Origin of the sequence: Streptococcus mitis, assembly GCF_047464965.1 — a bacterium.
Classification (GTDB): Bacteria; Bacillota; Bacilli; order Lactobacillales; family Streptococcaceae; genus Streptococcus; species Streptococcus mitis_DU.
On the sequence record NZ_JASHAT010000004.1, the window covers coordinates 80600 to 98902 of the forward strand.

Annotated in this window: 17 protein-coding genes; 16 read left to right on the top strand and 1 reads right to left on the bottom strand. The window is 40.5% G+C overall.

Translation table 11 applies throughout. From position 1 onward, the window contains the following. The first annotated feature begins 41 nt into the window (after positions 1-41). Entirely contained in the window at positions 42-1049 is a 1008-nt protein-coding gene (pfkA, locus tag QM408_RS03595) for a 6-phosphofructokinase (protein ID WP_000820863.1), read from the top strand. Between the two features lie 58 nt (positions 1050-1107). Further along, entirely contained in the window at positions 1108-2613 is a 1506-nt protein-coding gene (gene pyk, locus QM408_RS03600; protein ID WP_414373626.1) for a pyruvate kinase, read from the top strand. Positions 2614-2930: 317 nt separating this feature from the next. On the opposite strand, the gene QM408_RS03605 is transcribed toward pyk, so the two are convergent. Then, positions 2931-3917, bottom strand: coding sequence for an L-lactate dehydrogenase (locus tag QM408_RS03605; protein ID WP_000204728.1), 987 nt, complete (start codon positions 3915-3917; stop codon positions 2931-2933). A gap of 194 nt (positions 3918-4111) precedes the next feature. Between QM408_RS03605 and gyrA the strand changes: the two genes are divergently transcribed. The 14 genes from gyrA (at position 4112) to QM408_RS03675 (ending at position 18299) form a co-directional block, all read left to right on the top strand. Further along, entirely contained in the window at positions 4112-6580 is a 2469-nt protein-coding gene (gene gyrA, locus QM408_RS03610; RefSeq protein WP_247949295.1) for a DNA gyrase subunit A, read from the top strand. After that, positions 6580-7323, top strand: coding sequence for a class A sortase (locus tag QM408_RS03615; protein WP_000018500.1), 744 nt, complete (start codon positions 6580-6582; stop codon positions 7321-7323). Before gyrA ends, QM408_RS03615 begins: the two co-directional genes overlap by 1 nt. Before the next feature lie 142 nt (positions 7324-7465). Beyond that, positions 7466-8263, top strand: coding sequence for a formate/nitrite transporter family protein (locus QM408_RS03620; RefSeq protein WP_261121771.1), 798 nt, complete (start codon positions 7466-7468; stop codon positions 8261-8263). 147 nt (positions 8264-8410) lie between these two features. Then, a complete protein-coding gene (locus QM408_RS03625; protein WP_023947192.1) occupies positions 8411-9691 on the top strand; it encodes an O-acetylhomoserine aminocarboxypropyltransferase/cysteine synthase family protein in 1281 nt (426 codons plus the stop codon). Positions 9692-9786: 95 nt separating this feature from the next. Beyond that, positions 9787-11061: a DUF2130 domain-containing protein gene (locus QM408_RS03630; protein ID WP_414373631.1), complete on the top strand. Its 1275-nt coding sequence runs from the start codon at positions 9787-9789 to the stop codon at positions 11059-11061. A 169-nt stretch (positions 11062-11230) separates the two neighbouring features. Further along, positions 11231-12028, top strand: a complete 798-nt coding sequence (locus tag QM408_RS03635) for a hypothetical protein (protein WP_261051362.1) — start codon at positions 11231-11233, stop codon at positions 12026-12028. A 9-nt stretch (positions 12029-12037) separates the two neighbouring features. Beyond that, entirely contained in the window at positions 12038-12838 is an 801-nt protein-coding gene (locus tag QM408_RS03640; protein WP_000780008.1) for a hypothetical protein, read from the top strand. Between the two features lie 73 nt (positions 12839-12911). Then, positions 12912-13790, top strand: a complete 879-nt coding sequence (truB, locus tag QM408_RS03645; protein WP_141230846.1) for a tRNA pseudouridine(55) synthase TruB — start codon at positions 12912-12914, stop codon at positions 13788-13790. A 109-nt stretch (positions 13791-13899) separates the two neighbouring features. Then, positions 13900-14538 carry a uridine kinase gene (gene udk / locus QM408_RS03650; RefSeq protein WP_001181377.1) on the top strand — a complete coding sequence of 213 codons (639 nt, stop codon included), beginning with the start codon at positions 13900-13902 and terminating at the stop codon, positions 14536-14538. Between the two features lie 126 nt (positions 14539-14664). After that, positions 14665-16005 carry an exodeoxyribonuclease VII large subunit gene (xseA, locus tag QM408_RS03655; RefSeq protein WP_414373634.1) on the top strand — a complete coding sequence of 447 codons (1341 nt, stop codon included), beginning with the start codon at positions 14665-14667 and terminating at the stop codon, positions 16003-16005. Continuing rightward, positions 15983-16195, top strand: coding sequence for an exodeoxyribonuclease VII small subunit (locus QM408_RS03660; protein ID WP_000043226.1), 213 nt, complete (start codon positions 15983-15985; stop codon positions 16193-16195). Before xseA ends, QM408_RS03660 begins: the two co-directional genes overlap by 23 nt. Next, a complete protein-coding gene (locus tag QM408_RS03665) occupies positions 16192-17067 on the top strand; it encodes a polyprenyl synthetase family protein (RefSeq protein ID WP_049499390.1) in 876 nt (291 codons plus the stop codon). The genes QM408_RS03660 and QM408_RS03665 overlap by 4 nt, the downstream gene beginning before the upstream one ends. Next, positions 17060-17875 carry a TlyA family RNA methyltransferase gene (locus QM408_RS03670; protein ID WP_414373637.1) on the top strand — a complete coding sequence of 272 codons (816 nt, stop codon included), beginning with the start codon at positions 17060-17062 and terminating at the stop codon, positions 17873-17875. Before QM408_RS03665 ends, QM408_RS03670 begins: the two co-directional genes overlap by 8 nt. Beyond that, positions 17868-18299 (top strand): arginine repressor, encoded by a 432-nt coding sequence (locus QM408_RS03675; protein ID WP_020900686.1) that lies wholly within the window; start codon positions 17868-17870, stop codon positions 18297-18299. The genes QM408_RS03670 and QM408_RS03675 overlap by 8 nt, the downstream gene beginning before the upstream one ends. Positions 18300-18303: the final 4 nt, after the last annotated feature.

Consider the following 18303-nt stretch of genomic DNA (forward strand, 5'->3'; position numbering starts at 1 on the left):
TAATCAGTAAGAATGTTAAAAGAAAAAGGAGCATAACCAATATGAAACGTATTGCTGTTTTGACTAGTGGTGGAGACGCCCCTGGTATGAACGCTGCCATCCGCGCAGTTGTTCGTCAAGCAATTTCAGAAGGAATGGAAGTGTTTGGTATCTATGATGGATATGCTGGTATGGTTGCCGGTGAAATTCATCCCCTAGATGCAGCTTCAGTAGGAGACATCATTTCTCGTGGTGGTACTTTCCTTCACTCAGCTCGCTACCCAGAGTTCGCTCAACTTGAAGGGCAACTTAAAGGGATTGAGCAATTGAAAAAACACGGGATTGAAGGTGTAGTTGTTATCGGTGGTGACGGATCTTACCACGGTGCTATGCGTTTGACTGAACATGGCTTCCCAGCTATCGGTCTTCCAGGTACAATCGATAACGATATCGTTGGTACTGACTTCACAATCGGTTTTGACACAGCGGTTACGACTGCTATGGACGCTATCGATAAGATTCGTGATACGTCATCAAGTCACCGTCGTACTTTTGTTATCGAAGTTATGGGACGTAACGCAGGTGATATCGCTCTTTGGGCAGGTATCGCAACTGGTGCTGATGAAATCATCATTCCTGAAGAAGGCTTCAAGATTGAAGATATCGTAGAAAGCATAAAATGTGGTTATGAGTGTGGTAAAAAACACAACATCATCGTCTTGGCAGAAGGAGTGATGTCTGCAGCTGAATTTGGTCAAAAACTAAAAGAAGCTGGGGATACAAGCGACCTTCGTGTGACAGAACTTGGACATATTCAACGTGGTGGTTCTCCAACTGCGCGTGACCGTGTTTTGGCATCACGTATGGGTGCACATGCTGTTAAACTTCTTAAAGAAGGTATAGGTGGTGTTGCGGTTGGTATCCGTAACGAGAAAATGGTTGAAAACCCAATTCTTGGAACTGCAGAAGAAGGAGCATTGTTTAGCCTTACTGCAGATGGTAAGATTGTGGTTAACAACCCACACAAGGCTGACCTTGAGCTATCTAGCTTGAATAAGAGCTTGTCATAATTTATAATTTAGTTAATAAGACCAAAAAGGTCATATATATAAAGGAGTCACAAAAATCATGAACAAACGTGTAAAAATCGTTGCAACTTTGGGACCTGCGGTAGAAATCCGTGGTGGTAAAAAATTCGGTGATGACGGATACTGGGGCGAAAAACTTGATGTTGAAGCTTCAGCTAAAAACATTGCTAAATTGATTGAAGCTGGTGCTAACACATTCCGTTTCAACTTCTCACACGGTGACCACCAAGAACAAGGTGACCGTATGGCAACTGTTAAACTTGCTGAAAAACTTGCAGGTAAAAAAGTTGGTTTCCTTCTTGATACAAAAGGACCAGAAATCCGTACTGAATTGTTTGAAGGAGATGCAAAAGAGTACTCTTACACAACTGGTGAGAAAATCCGTGTTGCTACTAAACAAGGAATCAAATCAACTCGTGATGTAATCGCATTGAACGTTGCTGGTGCTCTTGATATCTATGATGATGTTGAAGTTGGTCGTCAAGTTTTGATTGACGATGGTAAACTTGGTCTTCTCGTTGTTGCTAAAGATGATGCAACTCGTGAATTTGAAGTTGAAGTGGAAAATGACGGTGTTATTGCTAAACAAAAAGGTGTAAACATCCCTAACACTAAAATTCCTTTCCCAGCACTTGCTGAACGTGATAACGACGATATCCGTTTCGGTCTTGAACAAGGTATCAACTTCATCGCGATTTCATTCGTACGTACTGCTAAAGACGTTAACGAAGTTCGTGCAATCTGTGAAGAAACTGGAAATGGACATGTTCAATTGTTCGCTAAAATCGAAAACCAACAAGGTATCGATAACTTGGATGAAATCATCGAAGCTGCTGATGGTATCATGATCGCTCGTGGTGACATGGGTATCGAAGTACCATTCGAGATGGTTCCAGTTTACCAAAAAATGATTATCAAGAAAGTCAATGCTGCAGGTAAAGTTGTTATCACTGCAACAAACATGCTTGAAACAATGACTGAAAAACCACGTGCAACTCGTTCAGAAGTATCAGACGTATTTAACGCTGTTATCGATGGTACAGACGCAACAATGCTTTCAGGTGAGTCTGCAAACGGTAAATACCCACTTGAGTCAGTAACTACAATGGCTACAATCGACAAGAACGCTCAAACTCTTCTTAACGAATACGGTCGCTTGAACTCAGATTCATTTGAACGTAACTCTAAGACAGAAGTAATGGCTTCAGCTGTTAAAGATGCTACTAACTCAATGGACATTAAATTGGTTGTAACTCTTACTAAGACAGGTCACACTGCACGTTTGATCTCTAAATACCGTCCAAATGCTGACATCTTGGCATTGACATTCGACGAATTGACAGAACGTGGATTGATGTTGAACTGGGGTGTTATCCCAATGTTGACAGATGCTCCATCTTCAACTGATGATATGTTCGAAATTGCTGAACGTAAAGCAGTTGAAGCAGGACTTGTACAATCTGGTGACGATATCGTTATCGTAGCTGGTGTACCAGTTGGAGAAGCTGTTCGTACAAACACAATGCGTATCCGTACAGTACGTTAATCTAACATTAAAAAGCCTATCATATCAAGCTTTCTAGCCTGTATGATGGGCTCTTTTTTTGTCTATGGAGCACAAATGGGGCAAAACTTTTTACTTTCGATTTAATGCGACGGTATCAAGTGCGTCAAATACTGCTTGCTACAGACTTTTTGTAACGTGAGGATAGATCTAATTGGTAGTTTTCGGATTTATGTCCAAACTGTGACACGATAGCTTTTAAAGTTATGTTGTTTTTTACGTAAACTTCATAAAATGTTTAGTTCAAATACAGATAAAAAATAACTCCCTGATGAGTCAAGGAGTTATTACTATCTAAATTAGTTTTTAGAAGCAGCTTGGAATTCTGGGTTTTTCCACGCTTCGTCAATGATAGCTTGCAATTCTTTAGCAGATGCTTGCATTTTTTGAGTTTCTGCGTCGTTCAATGGGATATTTACTGGACGAACAATACCATGTGCACCTACAACAGCTGGTTGACCGATAAAGACGTTTTTAACTCCGTATTGACCTTCTTGGAATACTGAAAGTGGAAGTACTGCGTTTTCATCGTCAAGGATTGCTTTAGTAATACGAGCAAGGGCTACTGCGATACCGTAGTATGTTGCACCTTTTTTGTTGATGATTGTGTAAGCTGCATCACGAACACCTTCGAACAATTCAATCAATTCAGCTTCTTGAACATTTTGAGTGTCTTTAAGGAATTCTTCAAGGTTTACACCAGCGATGTTAGCGTGTGACCAAACAGCGAACTCAGAGTCACCGTGTTCACCCATAATGTAGGCGTGGACTGAACGAGCATCAACATCCAATTTTTCAGCAAGTGCTTGACGGAAACGAGCTGAGTCAAGTGAAGTACCTGAACCGATAACGCGTTCTTTAGGGAATCCAGAGAATTTCCAAGTTGAGTAAGTCAAGACGTCAACTGGGTTAGCAGCAACAAGGAAGATACCTTTGAAACCTGATTCAACAACTTGAGTTACAATTGATTTGTTGATAGCAAGGTTTTTACCTACAAGGTCAAGACGAGTTTCACCTGGTTTTTGAGGCGCACCTGCAGTGATTACAACAAGGTCAGCGTCTGCACAGTCAGAGTATTGAGCTGCATAGATTTTTTTAGGTGAAGTGAAGGCAAGGGCGTGACTAAGGTCAAGCGCGTCACCAACAGCTTTTTCATGCAATTGTGGAATTTCGATAATTCCAAGCTCTTGTGCAATTCCTTGGTTAACAAGTGCAAAAGCGTAAGAAGAACCTACAGCACCATCACCGACAAGGATAACTTTTTTGTGTTGTTTAGTTGAAGTCATTATTCTAAACATCTCCTTAATTTTATTCAGGGATTTCCCCAGTTATTTCAATTTTATCACTTTTAAAAAGCTTTGTCACGGATATACATTTCAGTTCTTGATGTAAACGTTTTAGTGGTTTTAGATACCTGAAATATAGCGGACATTATGGTATAATATAGTTAATTACTAATAGTGAAATGAGGCATTTATTAATGCAGGATAGAAATTTAGTGAATGTCAATCTGACAAAGGAGATGAAGACGAGCTTTATTGACTACGCTATGAGTGTTATCGTAGCGCGGGCTCTTCCTGATGTTCGAGATGGCTTGAAACCCGTCCACCGTCGGATTCTCTACGGAATGAATGAACTGGGTGTTACTCCAGACAAACCTCATAAAAAATCTGCTCGTATTACAGGGGATGTCATGGGTAAATATCACCCACACGGGGATTCCTCTATCTATGAAGCCATGGTCCGTATGGCTCAATGGTGGAGCTATCGTTACATGCTTGTAGATGGTCATGGGAACTTTGGTTCCATGGATGGTGATGGTGCTGCCGCCCAGCGTTACACTGAGGCACGTATGAGCAAGATTGCTCTGGAGATGCTTCGTGATATTAACAAAAATACAGTTGACTTCGTTGATAACTATGATGCCAATGAACGTGAACCCTTGGTCTTGCCAGCGCGCTTTCCTAATCTTTTGGTTAATGGAGCAACTGGTATTGCTGTTGGGATGGCAACCAATATTCCACCTCATAACCTTGGTGAAACCATTGATGCAGTGAAGTTGGTCATGGACAATCCTGAAGTGACCACTAAGGACTTGATGGAAGTCCTGCCTGGGCCAGATTTTCCAACTGGTGCTCTTGTCATGGGGAAATCAGGTATCCATAAGGCCTACGAAACAGGTAAAGGTTCTATTGTCCTTCGTTCTCGTACTGAAATTGAGGAAACTAAGACTGGCCGTGAGCGTATTGTTGTAACAGAATTTCCTTATATGGTCAATAAAACAAAGGTGCATGAGCATATTGTTCGTTTGGTTCAGGAAAAACGCATTGAGGGCATCACAGCAGTACGTGATGAGTCAAACCGTGAAGGTGTTCGCTTTGTTATCGAAGTCAAGCGCGATGCCTCAGCCAATGTTATTCTTAATAACCTTTTCAAGATGACCCAGATGCAAACCAACTTTGGTTTCAATATGCTTGCTATCCAAAATGGCGTACCGAAGATTTTGTCTCTTCGTCAGATTTTGGATGCTTATATTGAGCACCAAAAAGAAGTGGTTGTTCGTCGTACTCGTTTTGATAAGGAAAAAGCAGAAGCGCGTGCTCATATTTTAGAAGGTCTCTTGATTGCGCTAGACCATATCGACGAAGTGATTCGCATCATCCGTGCTAGTGAAACGGATGCGGAAGCACAAGCTGAGTTGATGAGTAAGTTTAAGCTTTCTGAACGTCAAAGTCAAGCCATTCTTGATATGCGTCTTCGTCGTTTGACAGGTTTGGAACGCGATAAGATTCAGTCTGAGTATGATGACCTCTTGGCTCTGATTGCAGATTTAGCAGATATTCTTGCTAAGCCCGAACGTGTTTCTCAAATCATTAAAGATGAATTAGACGAAGTTAAGCGTAAGTTTGGCGACCAACGTCGTACTGAATTAATGGTCGGTGAAGTCTTAAGCCTTGAAGATGAGGACTTGATTGAGGAATCAGATGTCTTAATTACGCTTTCTAACAAGGGCTACATCAAACGTCTGGACCAAGACGAATTTACCGCTCAAAAACGTGGTGGTCGTGGTGTTCAAGGTACGGGAGTTAAGGATGACGATTTTGTTCGTGAGTTAGTGTCAACTAGCACCCATGATCACCTACTCTTCTTTACAAATAAAGGACGCGTCTATCGCCTGAAAGGCTATGAAATTCCTGAGTATGGCCGTACTGCTAAGGGCTTGCCGATTGTCAATCTTTTGAAATTGGATGAAGGCGAAAGTATTCAAACCATCATCAATGTTGATTCTGAACGCAGTGATGACGCTTATCTCTTCTTCACAACTCGTCATGGTATTGTGAAGAGAACCAGCGTTAAGGAATTTGCTAACATTCGTCAAAATGGACTTAAAGCACTGAACCTTAAAGATGAAGATGAACTGATTAATGTCTTGTTGACGGAAGAAGATACGGACATTATCATTGGTACCAAGTTTGGTTATGCAGTTCGCTTTAATCAATCAGCCGTTCGTGGAATGAGTCGTATCGCTACGGGGGTGAAAGGTGTTAATCTCCGTGATGGGGACACAGTTGTTGGTGCTAGTGTGATTACAGACCAGGACGAGGTTCTTATCATCACTGAAAAAGGATATGGTAAGCGCACCGTTGCGACTGAATATCCAACAAAAGGTCGTGGTGGTAAAGGGATGCAAACTGCTAAAATTACTGAAAAGAATGGTTCCCTTGCTGGTCTTATGACAGTAAAAAGCGATGAGGATTTGATGATTATCACTGATACAGGTGTCATGATTCGAACCAACGTTGCCAATATTTCACAAACAGGTCGCTCAACTATGGGAGTTAAAGTGATGCGCCTGGACCAAGATGCTAAAATTGTAACCTTTACTACGGTTACAGCGGCAGAAAAAGAAGAAGTTGGGGCAGAAAACGAAACAGAAGGTGAAGCATAATGTCTCATAAAAAGAACAAAAAGAAAACAAACCGTAAAAATTTACTAATCAATATCCTGGCAGGATTTTTAATTCTCTTGTCACTTGCTTTGATTTTCAATTCAAAAATTCGTGATATGTTCATGGTTTGGAATACTAATAAATACCAAGTCAGCCAGGTATCAAAAGAAAAATTGGAAGAAAATCAAGATACAGAAGGAAATTTTGACTTTGATTCAGTAAAAGCTATCTCGTCAGAAGCTGTCTTATCCTCACAATGGGATTCGCAAAAATTGCCTGTTATCGGTGGAATTGCTGTTCCTGAGGTAGAAATTAACTTGCCTATTTTTAAGGGGCTCGATAATGTCAATCTCTTCTATGGAGCTGGTACAATGAAGCGTGACCAAGTGATGGGGAAAGGAAACTATTCACTTGCGAGCCATCACATCTTCACGGCGGAAAATGCCAGTCAAATGCTTTTTTCTCCACTGTCACGTGCTAAAAATGGGATGAAAATTTATCTAACTGATAAGGATAAAGTTTATACCTATGAAATCCGTGAAGTGAAGCATGTGACTCCAGATCGCGTCGATGAGATTGATGACCGTAGTGGTGTTGATGAAATCACGCTTGTAACCTGTGTAGACTATGATGCGACAGAGCGTATTATCGTAAAAGGTGATTTGAAAGATACAAAAGACTATTCACAAACCCCTGAAGAAATTCTAACAGCTTTCAATCAACCATATAAACAACGCTATTAAAGATAAAATCAGTAAAATCTTAGGTTTTACTGATTTTTTATAGATTGCGTTTCAAAATAAACTGTTATGAAATACAGAAAACGTTTCCTTAATTCTAAAGTTTGTGATATAATTATCAGGTAAAAAATTTTAGGAGTTTATTATGGTTTCTTCAGAATTTATCTCAAAGATTGAATTTGCTTGCAAGAAGAAGGAAAGTCTTTATAGTCAAAGCAAATTTAAGTATGCGATTCGTTCTATGTTCGCAGGTGCATTTTTAACCTTCAGTACTGCTGCTGGTGCAGTTGGGGCTGACTTGATTAATAAAATTGCGCCAGGTAGTGGACGTTTTCTTTTCCCCTTTGTCTTTGCTTGGGGCTTGGCCTACATTGTTTTCTTGAATGCTGAGTTGGTAACATCAAACATGATGTTCTTGACAGCCGGTAGTTTCTTGAAAAAAATCTCTTGGAGAAAAACAGCTGAGATTTTACTTTACTGTACCTTGTTCAACCTTATCGGGGCTTTGATAGCAGGTTGGGGATTTGCTCATTCGGCAGCCTATGCAAATCTGACTCATGATAGTTTCATCTCTGGGGTTGTAGAGATGAAGTTAGGCCGTTCCAATGAGCTAGTCTTACTTGAAGGTATTTTAGCCAATATTTTCGTAAATATTGCGATTCTTTCATTTGTTTTGGTCAAAGATGGTGGTGCCAAACTTTGGCTCGTTTTATCAGCAATTTACATGTTTGTATTCTTAACAAACGAGCACATCGCTGCGAACTTTGCTTCTTTCGCGATTGTGAAATTCAGTGTTGCTGCTGACTCAATTGCCAACTTCGGTATTGGAAATATGCTTCGCCACTGGGGTGTAACCTTCATCGGAAACTTTATCGGAGGAGGTCTCTTGATGGGTCTTCCATATGCCTTCCTCAATAAAAACGAAGATACTTATGTAGATTAAGAAAATGAGCACGATTGAGTCGTACTTTTTTCATTTTTAAAATAAGGTAATAGCTATTTCTTATATCAAAATACAGAAAACTGATATTTGTAAACTATACCTTAAGGTGCTACAATATCCTTAATCAAACTATTTGGAGGTCGTTTTATGACTCGTGATTTTAAATTTGAAACCTTACAATTGCATGCTGGTCAAGTAGTTGATCCAGCAACTAAGTCTCGTGCAGTGCCGATTTATCAAACAACATCCTTTGTTTTTGATGACACGCAGGAAGGTGCCGATCTGTTTGCCTTGAGAAAACCAGGGAACATTTATACTCGTATCACCAACCCTACAACAGCTGCCTTTGAAGAAAGAATTGCCGCCCTTGAAGGTGGTGTTGGAGCTCTTGCAACAGCATCAGGTATGGCCGCAGTGACTTATTCGATTTTGGCTCTTGCTCATGCAGGTGACCATGTTGTAGCAGCATCAACTATTTACGGTGGAACCTTCAATCTTTTGAAAGAAACCCTTCCTCGTTATGGTATCACAACAACCTTTGTCGATGTGGATAATTTGGAAGAAGTGGAAGCAGCTATCAATGACAATACCAAGCTTGTTCTGATTGAAACCTTGGGGAATCCCTTGATTAACATTCCAGATTTGGAAAAATTGGCTGAGATTGCGCATAGACACCAGATTCCACTTGTTTCTGACAATACTTTTGCTACACCTTATTTGATTAATGTCTTTTCTCACGGTGTAGATATTTCCATTCACTCTGCGACTAAGTTTATCGGTGGACATGGTACAACTATTGGTGGAGTGATCGTTGATAGTGGTCGTTTTGACTGGGCAGCTTCAGGGAAATTCCCTCAATTTGTTGAGGAAGACCCAAGCTACCACAATTTGAGCTATACTCGTGATGTGGGTGCAGCAGCCTTTATTATCGCTGTCCGTGTCCAATTGCTTCGTGATACAGGTGCAGCCTTGTCGCCATTTAATGCCTTCCTCTTGCTTCAAGGACTTGAAACCCTTTCACTTCGTGTGGAACGTCATGTACAAAATGCTGAGAAAATTGTTGATTTCCTTGTCAACCATCCTAAGGTAGAAAAAGTCAACTATCCAAAATTGGCTGATAGTCCTTATCATGCCTTGGCTGAAAAATACTTGCCAAAAGGTGTGGGTTCAATCTTTACCTTCCATGTCAAAGGTGGGGAGGCAGAAGCTCGCAAGGTAATTGATAGTTTGGAAATCTTCTCTGACCTTGCAAACGTAGCAGATGCTAAATCTCTTGTTGTCCATCCAGCTACAACAACTCATGGTCAATTGTCAGAAAAAGACCTGGAAGCAGCTGGCGTCACACCAAACCAAATCCGCTTGTCAATCGGACTTGAAAATGTAGATGATTTGATCGAAGATTTGCGCTTGGCCTTGGAAAAAATTTAAAGAAAAAGAAGATAAACAGTGGGTTTCGACTCGCTGTTTTTGATTTTCCTTCAGGCATGATATAATGGTTAAAGAAGTCTAGAAAGAGGAAAGTTATGAACGAAATCAAATGCCCCAACTGTGGGGAAGTCTTTACAGTAAATGAAAGTCAGTATGCTGAACTTCTGTCTCAAGTGAGAACGGCAGAGTTTGATAAGGAACTACATGATCGGATGAAGCAGGAACTGGCCTTGGCTGAGCAAAAGGCCATGAATGAGCAACAGACTAAACTGGCTCAAAAAAACCAAGAAATTGCGCAATTACAGAGTCAAATCCAAAACTTTGATACAGAAAAAGAATTGGCTAAGAAAGAAGTTGAACAGACAAGTCATCAGGCTTTATTGGCTAAGGACAAGGAAGTACAGGCCTTGGAAAACCAATTGGCTACCTTGCGTTTAGAGCATGAAAACCAACTGCAAAAGACCCTTTCTGACCTAGAAAAAGAACGAGATCAGGTTAAAAATCAGCTACTTTTGCAAGAAAAGGAAAATGAGTTATCTTTGGCTTCTGTTAAGCAAAACTACGAAGCCCAGCTCAAGGCAGCCAGTGAACAAGTCGAATTTTATAAGAATTTCAAAGCTCAACAATCTACAAAAGCTATCGGGGAAAGTTTGGAACACTATGCGGAGAGTGAGTTTAACAAGGTCCGCAGTTTTGCCTTTCCAAATGCTTACTTTGAGAAGGATAATAAGGTCTCTGCGCGTGGTTCCAAAGGCGACTTTATCTTCCGCGAGTGTGATGAAAATGGAGTCGAAATCATTTCTATCATGTTTGAGATGAAAAACGAAGCAGATGGAACAGAGAAGAAGCATAAGAATGCGGACTTCTACAAGGAATTGGACAGGGACCGTCGGGAGAAGAACTGTGAGTATGCCGTTTTGGTGACCATGCTTGAGGCTGATAATGACTACTTTAACACGGGGATTGTTGACGTTAGCCACGAGTATGAAAAGATGTATGTGGTTCGCCCTCAATTCTTTATCCAGTTGATTGGGCTCTTGCGAAATGCGGCGCTTAATTCCCTAAAATACAAGCAAGAGCTGGCCTTGGTTCGTGAGCAAAATATTGATATTACGCACTTTGAAGAAGACTTGGATGCCTTTAAGCTAGCCTTTGCCAAGAACTATAACTCTGCTTCGACCAACTTTGGCAAAGCAATCGATGAAATCGACAAGGCGATCAAACGCATGGAAGAGGTTAAAAAGTTCCTAACAACATCTGAAAACCAACTCCGTCTGGCTAATAATAAGCTGGAAGATGTCTCTGTCAAGAAATTGACACGTAAAAATCCAACCATGAAAGCGAAGTTTGAAGCACTGAAGGGGGAGTGAGATTATCTTAAAAACAGGAGTGTTATATGAAAAGAACTATAGAAATTATTAGAACATGGTCAGCTGATAAAATTGAATTAATTTTTCTTAAAAGCTGGAGCTACTTTGCTAGCTCATTTAGCTAGTTTGTTTATATAAATTAGTTTGTAATTTTTTATAGGAGTTTTTTATGTTAGATAATATTTCTAAGAATATCTCGAATTGGTCATCAGTTCGAATCTGCAGCATACTGGAGGTTTTTATTTTATTTTATCTACGTTGGATAATTATAGCAACAGCAATTAGTTTATTATTCGTAAAATCAACCGTCGTTACTACATTATTGCTCATATTTCTAACATTACTGACTATTATCGTTGTAATAACTCATTTTTTAGTAAATCACGTTGCAGAAGTTATTTTATACGAGCAAGTGAATTTTATAAAATATATTTCTCTTTTAACTGAAACTTATGAAAGGCGGCCTGATAATAAAACAGGGAATTTAAATGCCTTAAATCTGGGTTTAGCTAGGTGTGCTTTCTATCAAGGGAATTTTAGTGAGGCAATCCAATATGCTGAACGAATAAGAGTTAAAAGTTCTAAATTGAATGTGAAACGTATTTATGAACTAAACATCGTATTTATAGAATCATTATCATACCTTCATTTAAGGGAGACGGATGAAATTTCTAAACTTTTAGTTTCTTATGATTGGGAAAAAATTAAAAGAATTGATAAAAATAGAATGTTGGATTTAATTGAACCAGTATCAAAAATACTCAATGGAGAAGTTACAGGCTACTTCGACACCACCGAACCAGAAAATAAATTAGCTCGAATCATGTTCTCTTATTACGGAGCTCTCAATGCTCAGCTAAAAGGAGATGAGGCTCGTGCCCGAAGTTTGTTTGAAAGCATTGCCCATGAAAATCCAGAACTCTTTTATGTTCAGGAAGCGAAAAAATATTTAGAATCAGTGAAATGAGAGTAATATATGAAATTAGTAAAAAAAATAGTAAGTAGGGCGACAGAAAACACTCTTTTACAACTTGATAGGGTTATTCTAATTTGCTTATTTTTAGTCTTGGATATTTATGTGATGGCAGTATTTTTAATATTTCAAAGCAATTTGGAAATATTGGGACTCATATTATTAGTTATTGACTTTTTAGTTCTCGTCTTTGTATTTTATTTAAGATTTGTATCTAGAAAAGTTATTGTTCTAGTGTTACACGATTCTATTGATCTTAAGCTATATGAAGACATGTTAAGAGTTCAATCAGAAAAATCTATTAAGCCCTTTAGGGCAACATATCGTGAGAATTACCAAATTATCCAAGGTCGAGTGGCTTATTTAAAAGGAGATTTTCAAGCTGCCAAGGAAAATATGTCCAAATATGATTTGAAAAAAATTTGGAAGAGATTCAGAACCCCTGCGTTTTTAATATCAAGCTTTGAACTATTAACAGTTTCCATTCATCTCCAAGATGTGCAAGATATTGCTTTCTTTGAGGAACAATTGTCCAAGGCGCCAGATTTTAAAGGAGGCAAAGCTACACTTGTTGCTCAAGCCCAAGCCATAAAAGATATTGTGTTCAATAAAGAAGTGAACGACTACTTTAACATTACTGAGCCAGAAAGTAAGCTAGCTCGAATCATGTTTTCTTATTACGGCGCTCTCAATGCCCAATTAAAAGGAGATGAAGCTCGTGCCCGTAGTTTGTTTGAAAGTATCGTCCATGAAAATCCAGAGCTCTTTTATGTTCAGGAAGCTAGGAAGTATTTAGAAAAATAAGCTGATATAGTTTTAAAATCTGTCTAAGATAGAATATGTTGATGTAAAGTGAAAAGGGAATTAGAAAGCAAAAATGAACGGTATTATCAACTTAAAAAAAGAAGCGGGGATGACCTCGCATGATGCGGTTTTTAAACTGCGTAAAATTTTGGGAACTAAGAAAATCGGTCATGGTGGGACCTTGGATCCGGATGTGGTGGGTGTTTTACCCATTGCAGTTGGCAAGGCGACCCGCATGGTCGAGTTTATGCAGGATGAGGGCAAGGTCTATGAGGGGGAAATCACTCTGGGCTATTCCACGACGACTGAGGATGCCAGTGGGGAAGTGGTCGCAGAGACACCTGTTTTATCGCCCTTGGATGAAAAGCTTGTTGATGAAGTAATTACGAGCTTGACTGGGCCTATTACCCAGATTCCGCCTATGTATTCTGCTGTTAAGGTCAATGGTCGCAAGCTCTATGAGTATGCGCGTGCTGGACAGGAAGTAGAGCGCCCAGAACGTCAGGTGACTATTTATCAATTTGAACGAACAAGTCCGATTTCTTATGAGGATCACCTCGCACGATTCACTTTTCGTGTAAAATGTAGCAAGGGAACCTATATTCGTACCTTATCGGTTGACTTGGGAGAAAAACTTGGCTATGCGGCCCATATGTCTCATCTGACTCGAACTAGTGCAGCTGGTTTACAGCTAGAAGATGCTCTTACCTTGGAAGAAATTGCTGAAAAAGTAGAGGCTGGTCAACTGGACTTTCTCCATCCTTTAGAGATTGGGACAGGCGACCTTGTCAAAGTTTTCCTAACTCAAGAAGAGGCTACAGAAGTACGCTTTGGTCGTTTTATAGAGCTCGAACAAACAGAACAAGAATTAGCTGCCTTTGAAGATGATAAATTACTAGCTATTCTAGAAAAGCGAGACAATTTATACAAGCCAAGGAAGGTTTTTAGCTGATCTAACTGGGGTGTAGGGAGTGTTGTTTCCCCTAGACTATTCAAACCAGACTATAAATTTTGCAAAAATTATGATAGAATAGACGACGGATAAAAAAACGGAGGATAGCATGCAAAATAGACCAATCATTATCGGAGTGACAGGTGGTTCTGGTGGTGGTAAGACCAGTGTTTCAAGAGCCATTTTATCGCATTTTCCTGATGAAAAGATTTCCATGATTGAGCATGATTCATACTACAAGGATCAGTCTCATTTGACCTTTGAAGAGCGTGTCAAAACCAACTACGACCATCCTTTTGCCTTTGATACAGACTTGATGATCGAGCAGATTAAGGAATTGTTGGCAGGGCGTCCGGTGGACATTCCGACTTACGACTATACAGAGCATACACGAAGTAGCAAGACCTATCGTCAAGAACCTCAAGATGTCTTTATCGTTGAGGGGATTTTGGTCTTGGAGGATAAGCGCCTGCGCGATTTGATGGATATTAAGATTTTTGTGGATACAGATGATGATGTGCGCATTATTCGTCGGATCAAGCGTGATATGGAAGAGCGTGGCCGTAGCCTTGATAGCGTCATTGACCAGTACTTAGGTGTGGTTAAACCTATGTATCATCAGTTTATCGAACCAACCAAGCGTTATGCTGATATCGTCATTCCTGAAGGGGTCAGCAATACCGTGGCTATTGACCTGTTGACAACCAAGATTGAAAAGATTTTGGAAGAAGCTCGAAACAGCAAATAATCAGATGTGGAGGCTTTGCCTCCTTTTTTATTTTTCCCTCATAATGGTACATAAATGGAGATTTTTAGGCATATTTTTGGTATAATAATACCCATGAAAGAGCAAGAAAATGAATAGTAGGTGGAGATGGAAAAGTATTTATCGGTAACAACTTTGACCAAGTATCTGAAAATGAAATTCGATAAAGACCCTTACTTGGAACGGGTCTATTTAACTGGTCAAGTTTCCAATTTTCGTAAACGACCTACTCACCAATATTTCTCCCTAAAAGATGACCATGCAGTTATTCAAGCGACCATCTGGTCTGGAATTTATCAGAAATTAGGTTTCGACCTGGAAGAAGGGATGAAGATCAATGTGATTGGGCGTGTGCAGGTCTATGAGCCAAGTGGAAGCTACTCCATTATCATTGAAAAGGCAGAGCCTGATGGGGTTGGGGCGCTTGCGATTCAGTTTGAACAACTCAAGAAAAAATTGGCAGAAGAAGGCCTGTTTCAAGAGAGGTTCAAGCAACCTCTGCCCCAATTTTCTAAGAGAATTGGTGTAGTAACCAGTCGCAGTGGAGCCGTTATTCGAGATATTATCACGACCGTCAGCAGGCGCTTTCCAGGTGTCGATATTCTTCTCTATCCGACCAAGGTTCAAGGTGAAGGGGCTGCGGAGGAAATTGCTCGAAATATTGTGCGAGCTAATCAACGGGACGATTTGGACTTGCTGATTATTGGTCGTGGCGGAGGTTCCATAGAGGATCTCTGGGCTTTTAACGAGGAAATTGTGGTACGAGCTATTTTTGAGTCTCGTTTGCCAGTTATTTCTAGTGTGGGACATGAGACGGATGTGACCTTGGCAGATTTTGTTGCAGATCGACGAGCTGCAACACCAACGGCTGCAGCTGAACTGGCAACACCTGTGACCAAGTTGGATGTATTAGCTCATTTGCAAAATCAGGAAAAGCGGATGGCAACAGCAGTCCGAAATGTCCTATCGAAGAAACAAGAAGCTTTAAAAAAATGCAGTCAGTCTGTTATCTTTAGACAGCCAGAGCGCTTGTATGACGGTTATATGCAACGCTTGGATCAACTGCAACTACGCTTAAAACAAAGTTTGCGAACACGGATTTCTGATAACAAACAAGTCGTTCAAGCAAGGACACATCGACTGGTTCAATTATCACCTGTTACCAAAATTCAACGCTCTCAAGACCGTCTAGGTCAGTTGGACAAGCTCCTCCGTAGCCAAATGGCGCTGGTTTATGATGCCAAGGTTGCTGAAGTGAAGCGACTTTCGGAAGCCTTGTTGATGTTGGATACTAGCCGAATCGTGGCGCGTGGTTATGCTATTGTCAAAAAAGAAGAGTCCGTTGTAGATTCGGTTGAGAGTTTGAAGAAAAAAGACCAAGTGACGCTTTTGATGCGAGATGGTCAAGTAGAATTAGAGGTTAAAGATGTCAAAACAAAAGAAATTTGAGGAAAATCTTGCAGAACTGGAGACTATTGTCCAAAGTTTGGAAAATGGTGAAATTGCTTTGGAAGATGCGATTGCAGCCTTTCAAAAGGGCATGGTCTTGTCAAAAGAGCTCCAAGCGACGCTGGACAAGGCTGAAAAGACCTTGGTCAAGGTTATGCAAGAAGACGGAACAGAAAGTGATTTTGAATGAAAAAGCAAGAAAAATTAGCTCTTGTCGAGTCAGCCTTGGAAGATTTTTATGGAGACCAGCAGTTTTCCTCTAGTTTGCGAGAGTCTGTTCTCTATTCCATTCATGCTGGTGGCAAGCGTATTCGGCCTTTTCTCTTGTTAGAAGTTTTGGAAGCCTTGCAGGTCGCTATTAAACCTGCTCACGCGCAGGTGGCTGCTGCCTTGGAAATGATTCATACCGGGAGCTTGATTCATGATGATCTTCCAGCTATGGATGATGATGATTATCGTCGAGGGCGTTTGACCAACCATAAGAAATTCGGTGAAGCTATGGCCATTTTGGCTGGAGATGCTTTATTCCTAGATCCTTATGCTTTGATAGCGCAGGCAGATTTGCCAAGTCAGATCAAGGTGGACTTGATTGCCAACCTATCTCTTGCTTCAGGTAGTCTGGGCATGGTTGCAGGACAGGTTTTGGATATGGAGGGTGAACATCAGCATTTGTCTTTGGAAGAACTCCAGACTATTCATGCTAATAAGACTGGAAAACTATTAGCTTATCCCTTCCAAGCAGCTGCTATTATAGCCGAATTGGCACCTGAAATGCAGGCAAAACTTAAAACTGTAGGTGAATTGATTGGACTTGCTTTTCAAGTTCGAGACGATGTGCTGGATGTGACAGCTAGTTTTGAGGAGATCGGTAAGACACCACAAAAGGATTTGCAGGCAGAAAAATCAACCTATCCTGCTTTGTTGGGCTTGGAAGAGGCTATTGCCTTTTGTAACCAAACCTTGGATCAAGCTAATGCAAAATTAGAAGAAATTGCCCAGCAGGTAGCTTTTGAGATAGAATCGATTGTAAAAGTAGTAGAAAGTTTGAGAATCAATGGCTAAGGAAAGAGTGGATGTACTAGCTTATAAACAGGGCTTGTTTGAAACGCGAGAACAGGCCAAGCGCGGTGTCATGGCTGGTCTAGTCGTAGCAGTTCTGAATGGAGAACGTTTTGATAAACCAGGAGAGAAAATCCCAGATGACACCGAGCTGAAACTCAAGGGTGAAAAACTCAAGTATGTTAGCCGTGGTGGCTTGAAACTGGAAAAGGCATTGCAGGTCTTTGAATTGTCAGTGGAAGGGGCAACAACGATTGATATCGGGGCCTCTACTGGAGGATTTACCGATGTCATGTTGCAAAATGGTGCCGAGTTGGTCTTTGCAGTCGATGTCGGTACCAATCAGTTGGCTTGGAAATTACGCCAAGACCCACGGGTTATCAGCATGGAGCAGTTCAATTTCCGCTATGCTGAAAAGACTGATTTCGAGCAGGAACCGAGCTTTGCCAGTATTGATGTGAGTTTCATTTCCCTCAGTCTGATTCTTCCAGCCTTGCACCGAGTGCTAGCTGATCAAGGTCAGGTGGTAGCACTTGTCAAACCTCAGTTTGAGGCAGGTCGTGAGCAGATTGGGAAAAATGGAATCATTCGAGACTCCAAGGTTCACCAGAATGTTCTTGAATCTGTCACAACTATGGCAGTAGAGGAAGGTTTTTCAGTCCTTGGATTGGATTTTTCTCCTATCCAAGGCGGTCATGGAAATATTGAGTTTTTAGTGTATTTGAAAAAAGAAGAGTCAGCAAGCAATCAGGTTCTTGCTGAGATTGAAGAAGTAGTAGAGAGGGCGCATAGTCAATTTAAAAATGAATAAAAAAGAGAGACTTGAAAAAATTAGACGATTTGTGACAGATTATCAAATCGGTACACAAGAAGAAATTGTAGAACATTTGAAAGAAGCAGGCATCACTGCCACTCAAGCGACGGTATCACGAGATATCAAAGAACTAGGTATTGTCAAAATCCCTTTGAGAGACAACACCTATGTCTATGAATTGCCAAAATCAATCGTAAAAAGTTTGCAACTGGCTGAAGACAATATCGAATCGGCTGAATTGATGGATAAGATGATCAATCTCCAAGTCATTCCAGGAAATACAGCTTTTGTAAAAGCTCAGTTAATTGAGACTTTTGCGGACAAGATTTTTAGCTGTTTAGCTGATGATAGCTCGATTTTAGTCATTGCAAGAAGTGAAAGTCTAGCTGAGGAAATCTTTGAACAAGTAAAAAATTGGTAGGTCT

Coding starts and splice junctions, on each gene's coding strand:
- pfkA (WP_000820863.1), top strand. CDS start 42: ATGAAACGTATTGCTGTTTTGACTAGTGGTGGAGACGCCCCTGGTATG.
- pyk (WP_414373626.1), top strand. CDS start 1,108: ATGAACAAACGTGTAAAAATCGTTGCAACTTTGGGACCTGCGGTAGAA.
- QM408_RS03605 (WP_000204728.1), bottom strand. CDS start 3,917: ATGACTTCAACTAAACAACACAAAAAAGTTATCCTTGTCGGTGATGGT.
- gyrA (WP_247949295.1), top strand. CDS start 4,112: ATGCAGGATAGAAATTTAGTGAATGTCAATCTGACAAAGGAGATGAAG.
- QM408_RS03615 (WP_000018500.1), top strand. CDS start 6,580: ATGTCTCATAAAAAGAACAAAAAGAAAACAAACCGTAAAAATTTACTA.
- QM408_RS03620 (WP_261121771.1), top strand. CDS start 7,466: ATGGTTTCTTCAGAATTTATCTCAAAGATTGAATTTGCTTGCAAGAAG.
- QM408_RS03625 (WP_023947192.1), top strand. CDS start 8,411: ATGACTCGTGATTTTAAATTTGAAACCTTACAATTGCATGCTGGTCAA.
- QM408_RS03630 (WP_414373631.1), top strand. CDS start 9,787: ATGAACGAAATCAAATGCCCCAACTGTGGGGAAGTCTTTACAGTAAAT.
- QM408_RS03635 (WP_261051362.1), top strand. CDS start 11,231: ATGTTAGATAATATTTCTAAGAATATCTCGAATTGGTCATCAGTTCGA.
- QM408_RS03640 (WP_000780008.1), top strand. CDS start 12,038: ATGAAATTAGTAAAAAAAATAGTAAGTAGGGCGACAGAAAACACTCTT.
- truB (WP_141230846.1), top strand. CDS start 12,912: ATGAACGGTATTATCAACTTAAAAAAAGAAGCGGGGATGACCTCGCAT.
- udk (WP_001181377.1), top strand. CDS start 13,900: ATGCAAAATAGACCAATCATTATCGGAGTGACAGGTGGTTCTGGTGGT.
- xseA (WP_414373634.1), top strand. CDS start 14,665: ATGGAAAAGTATTTATCGGTAACAACTTTGACCAAGTATCTGAAAATG.
- QM408_RS03660 (WP_000043226.1), top strand. CDS start 15,983: ATGTCAAAACAAAAGAAATTTGAGGAAAATCTTGCAGAACTGGAGACT.
- QM408_RS03665 (WP_049499390.1), top strand. CDS start 16,192: ATGAAAAAGCAAGAAAAATTAGCTCTTGTCGAGTCAGCCTTGGAAGAT.
- QM408_RS03670 (WP_414373637.1), top strand. CDS start 17,060: ATGGCTAAGGAAAGAGTGGATGTACTAGCTTATAAACAGGGCTTGTTT.
- QM408_RS03675 (WP_020900686.1), top strand. CDS start 17,868: ATGAATAAAAAAGAGAGACTTGAAAAAATTAGACGATTTGTGACAGAT.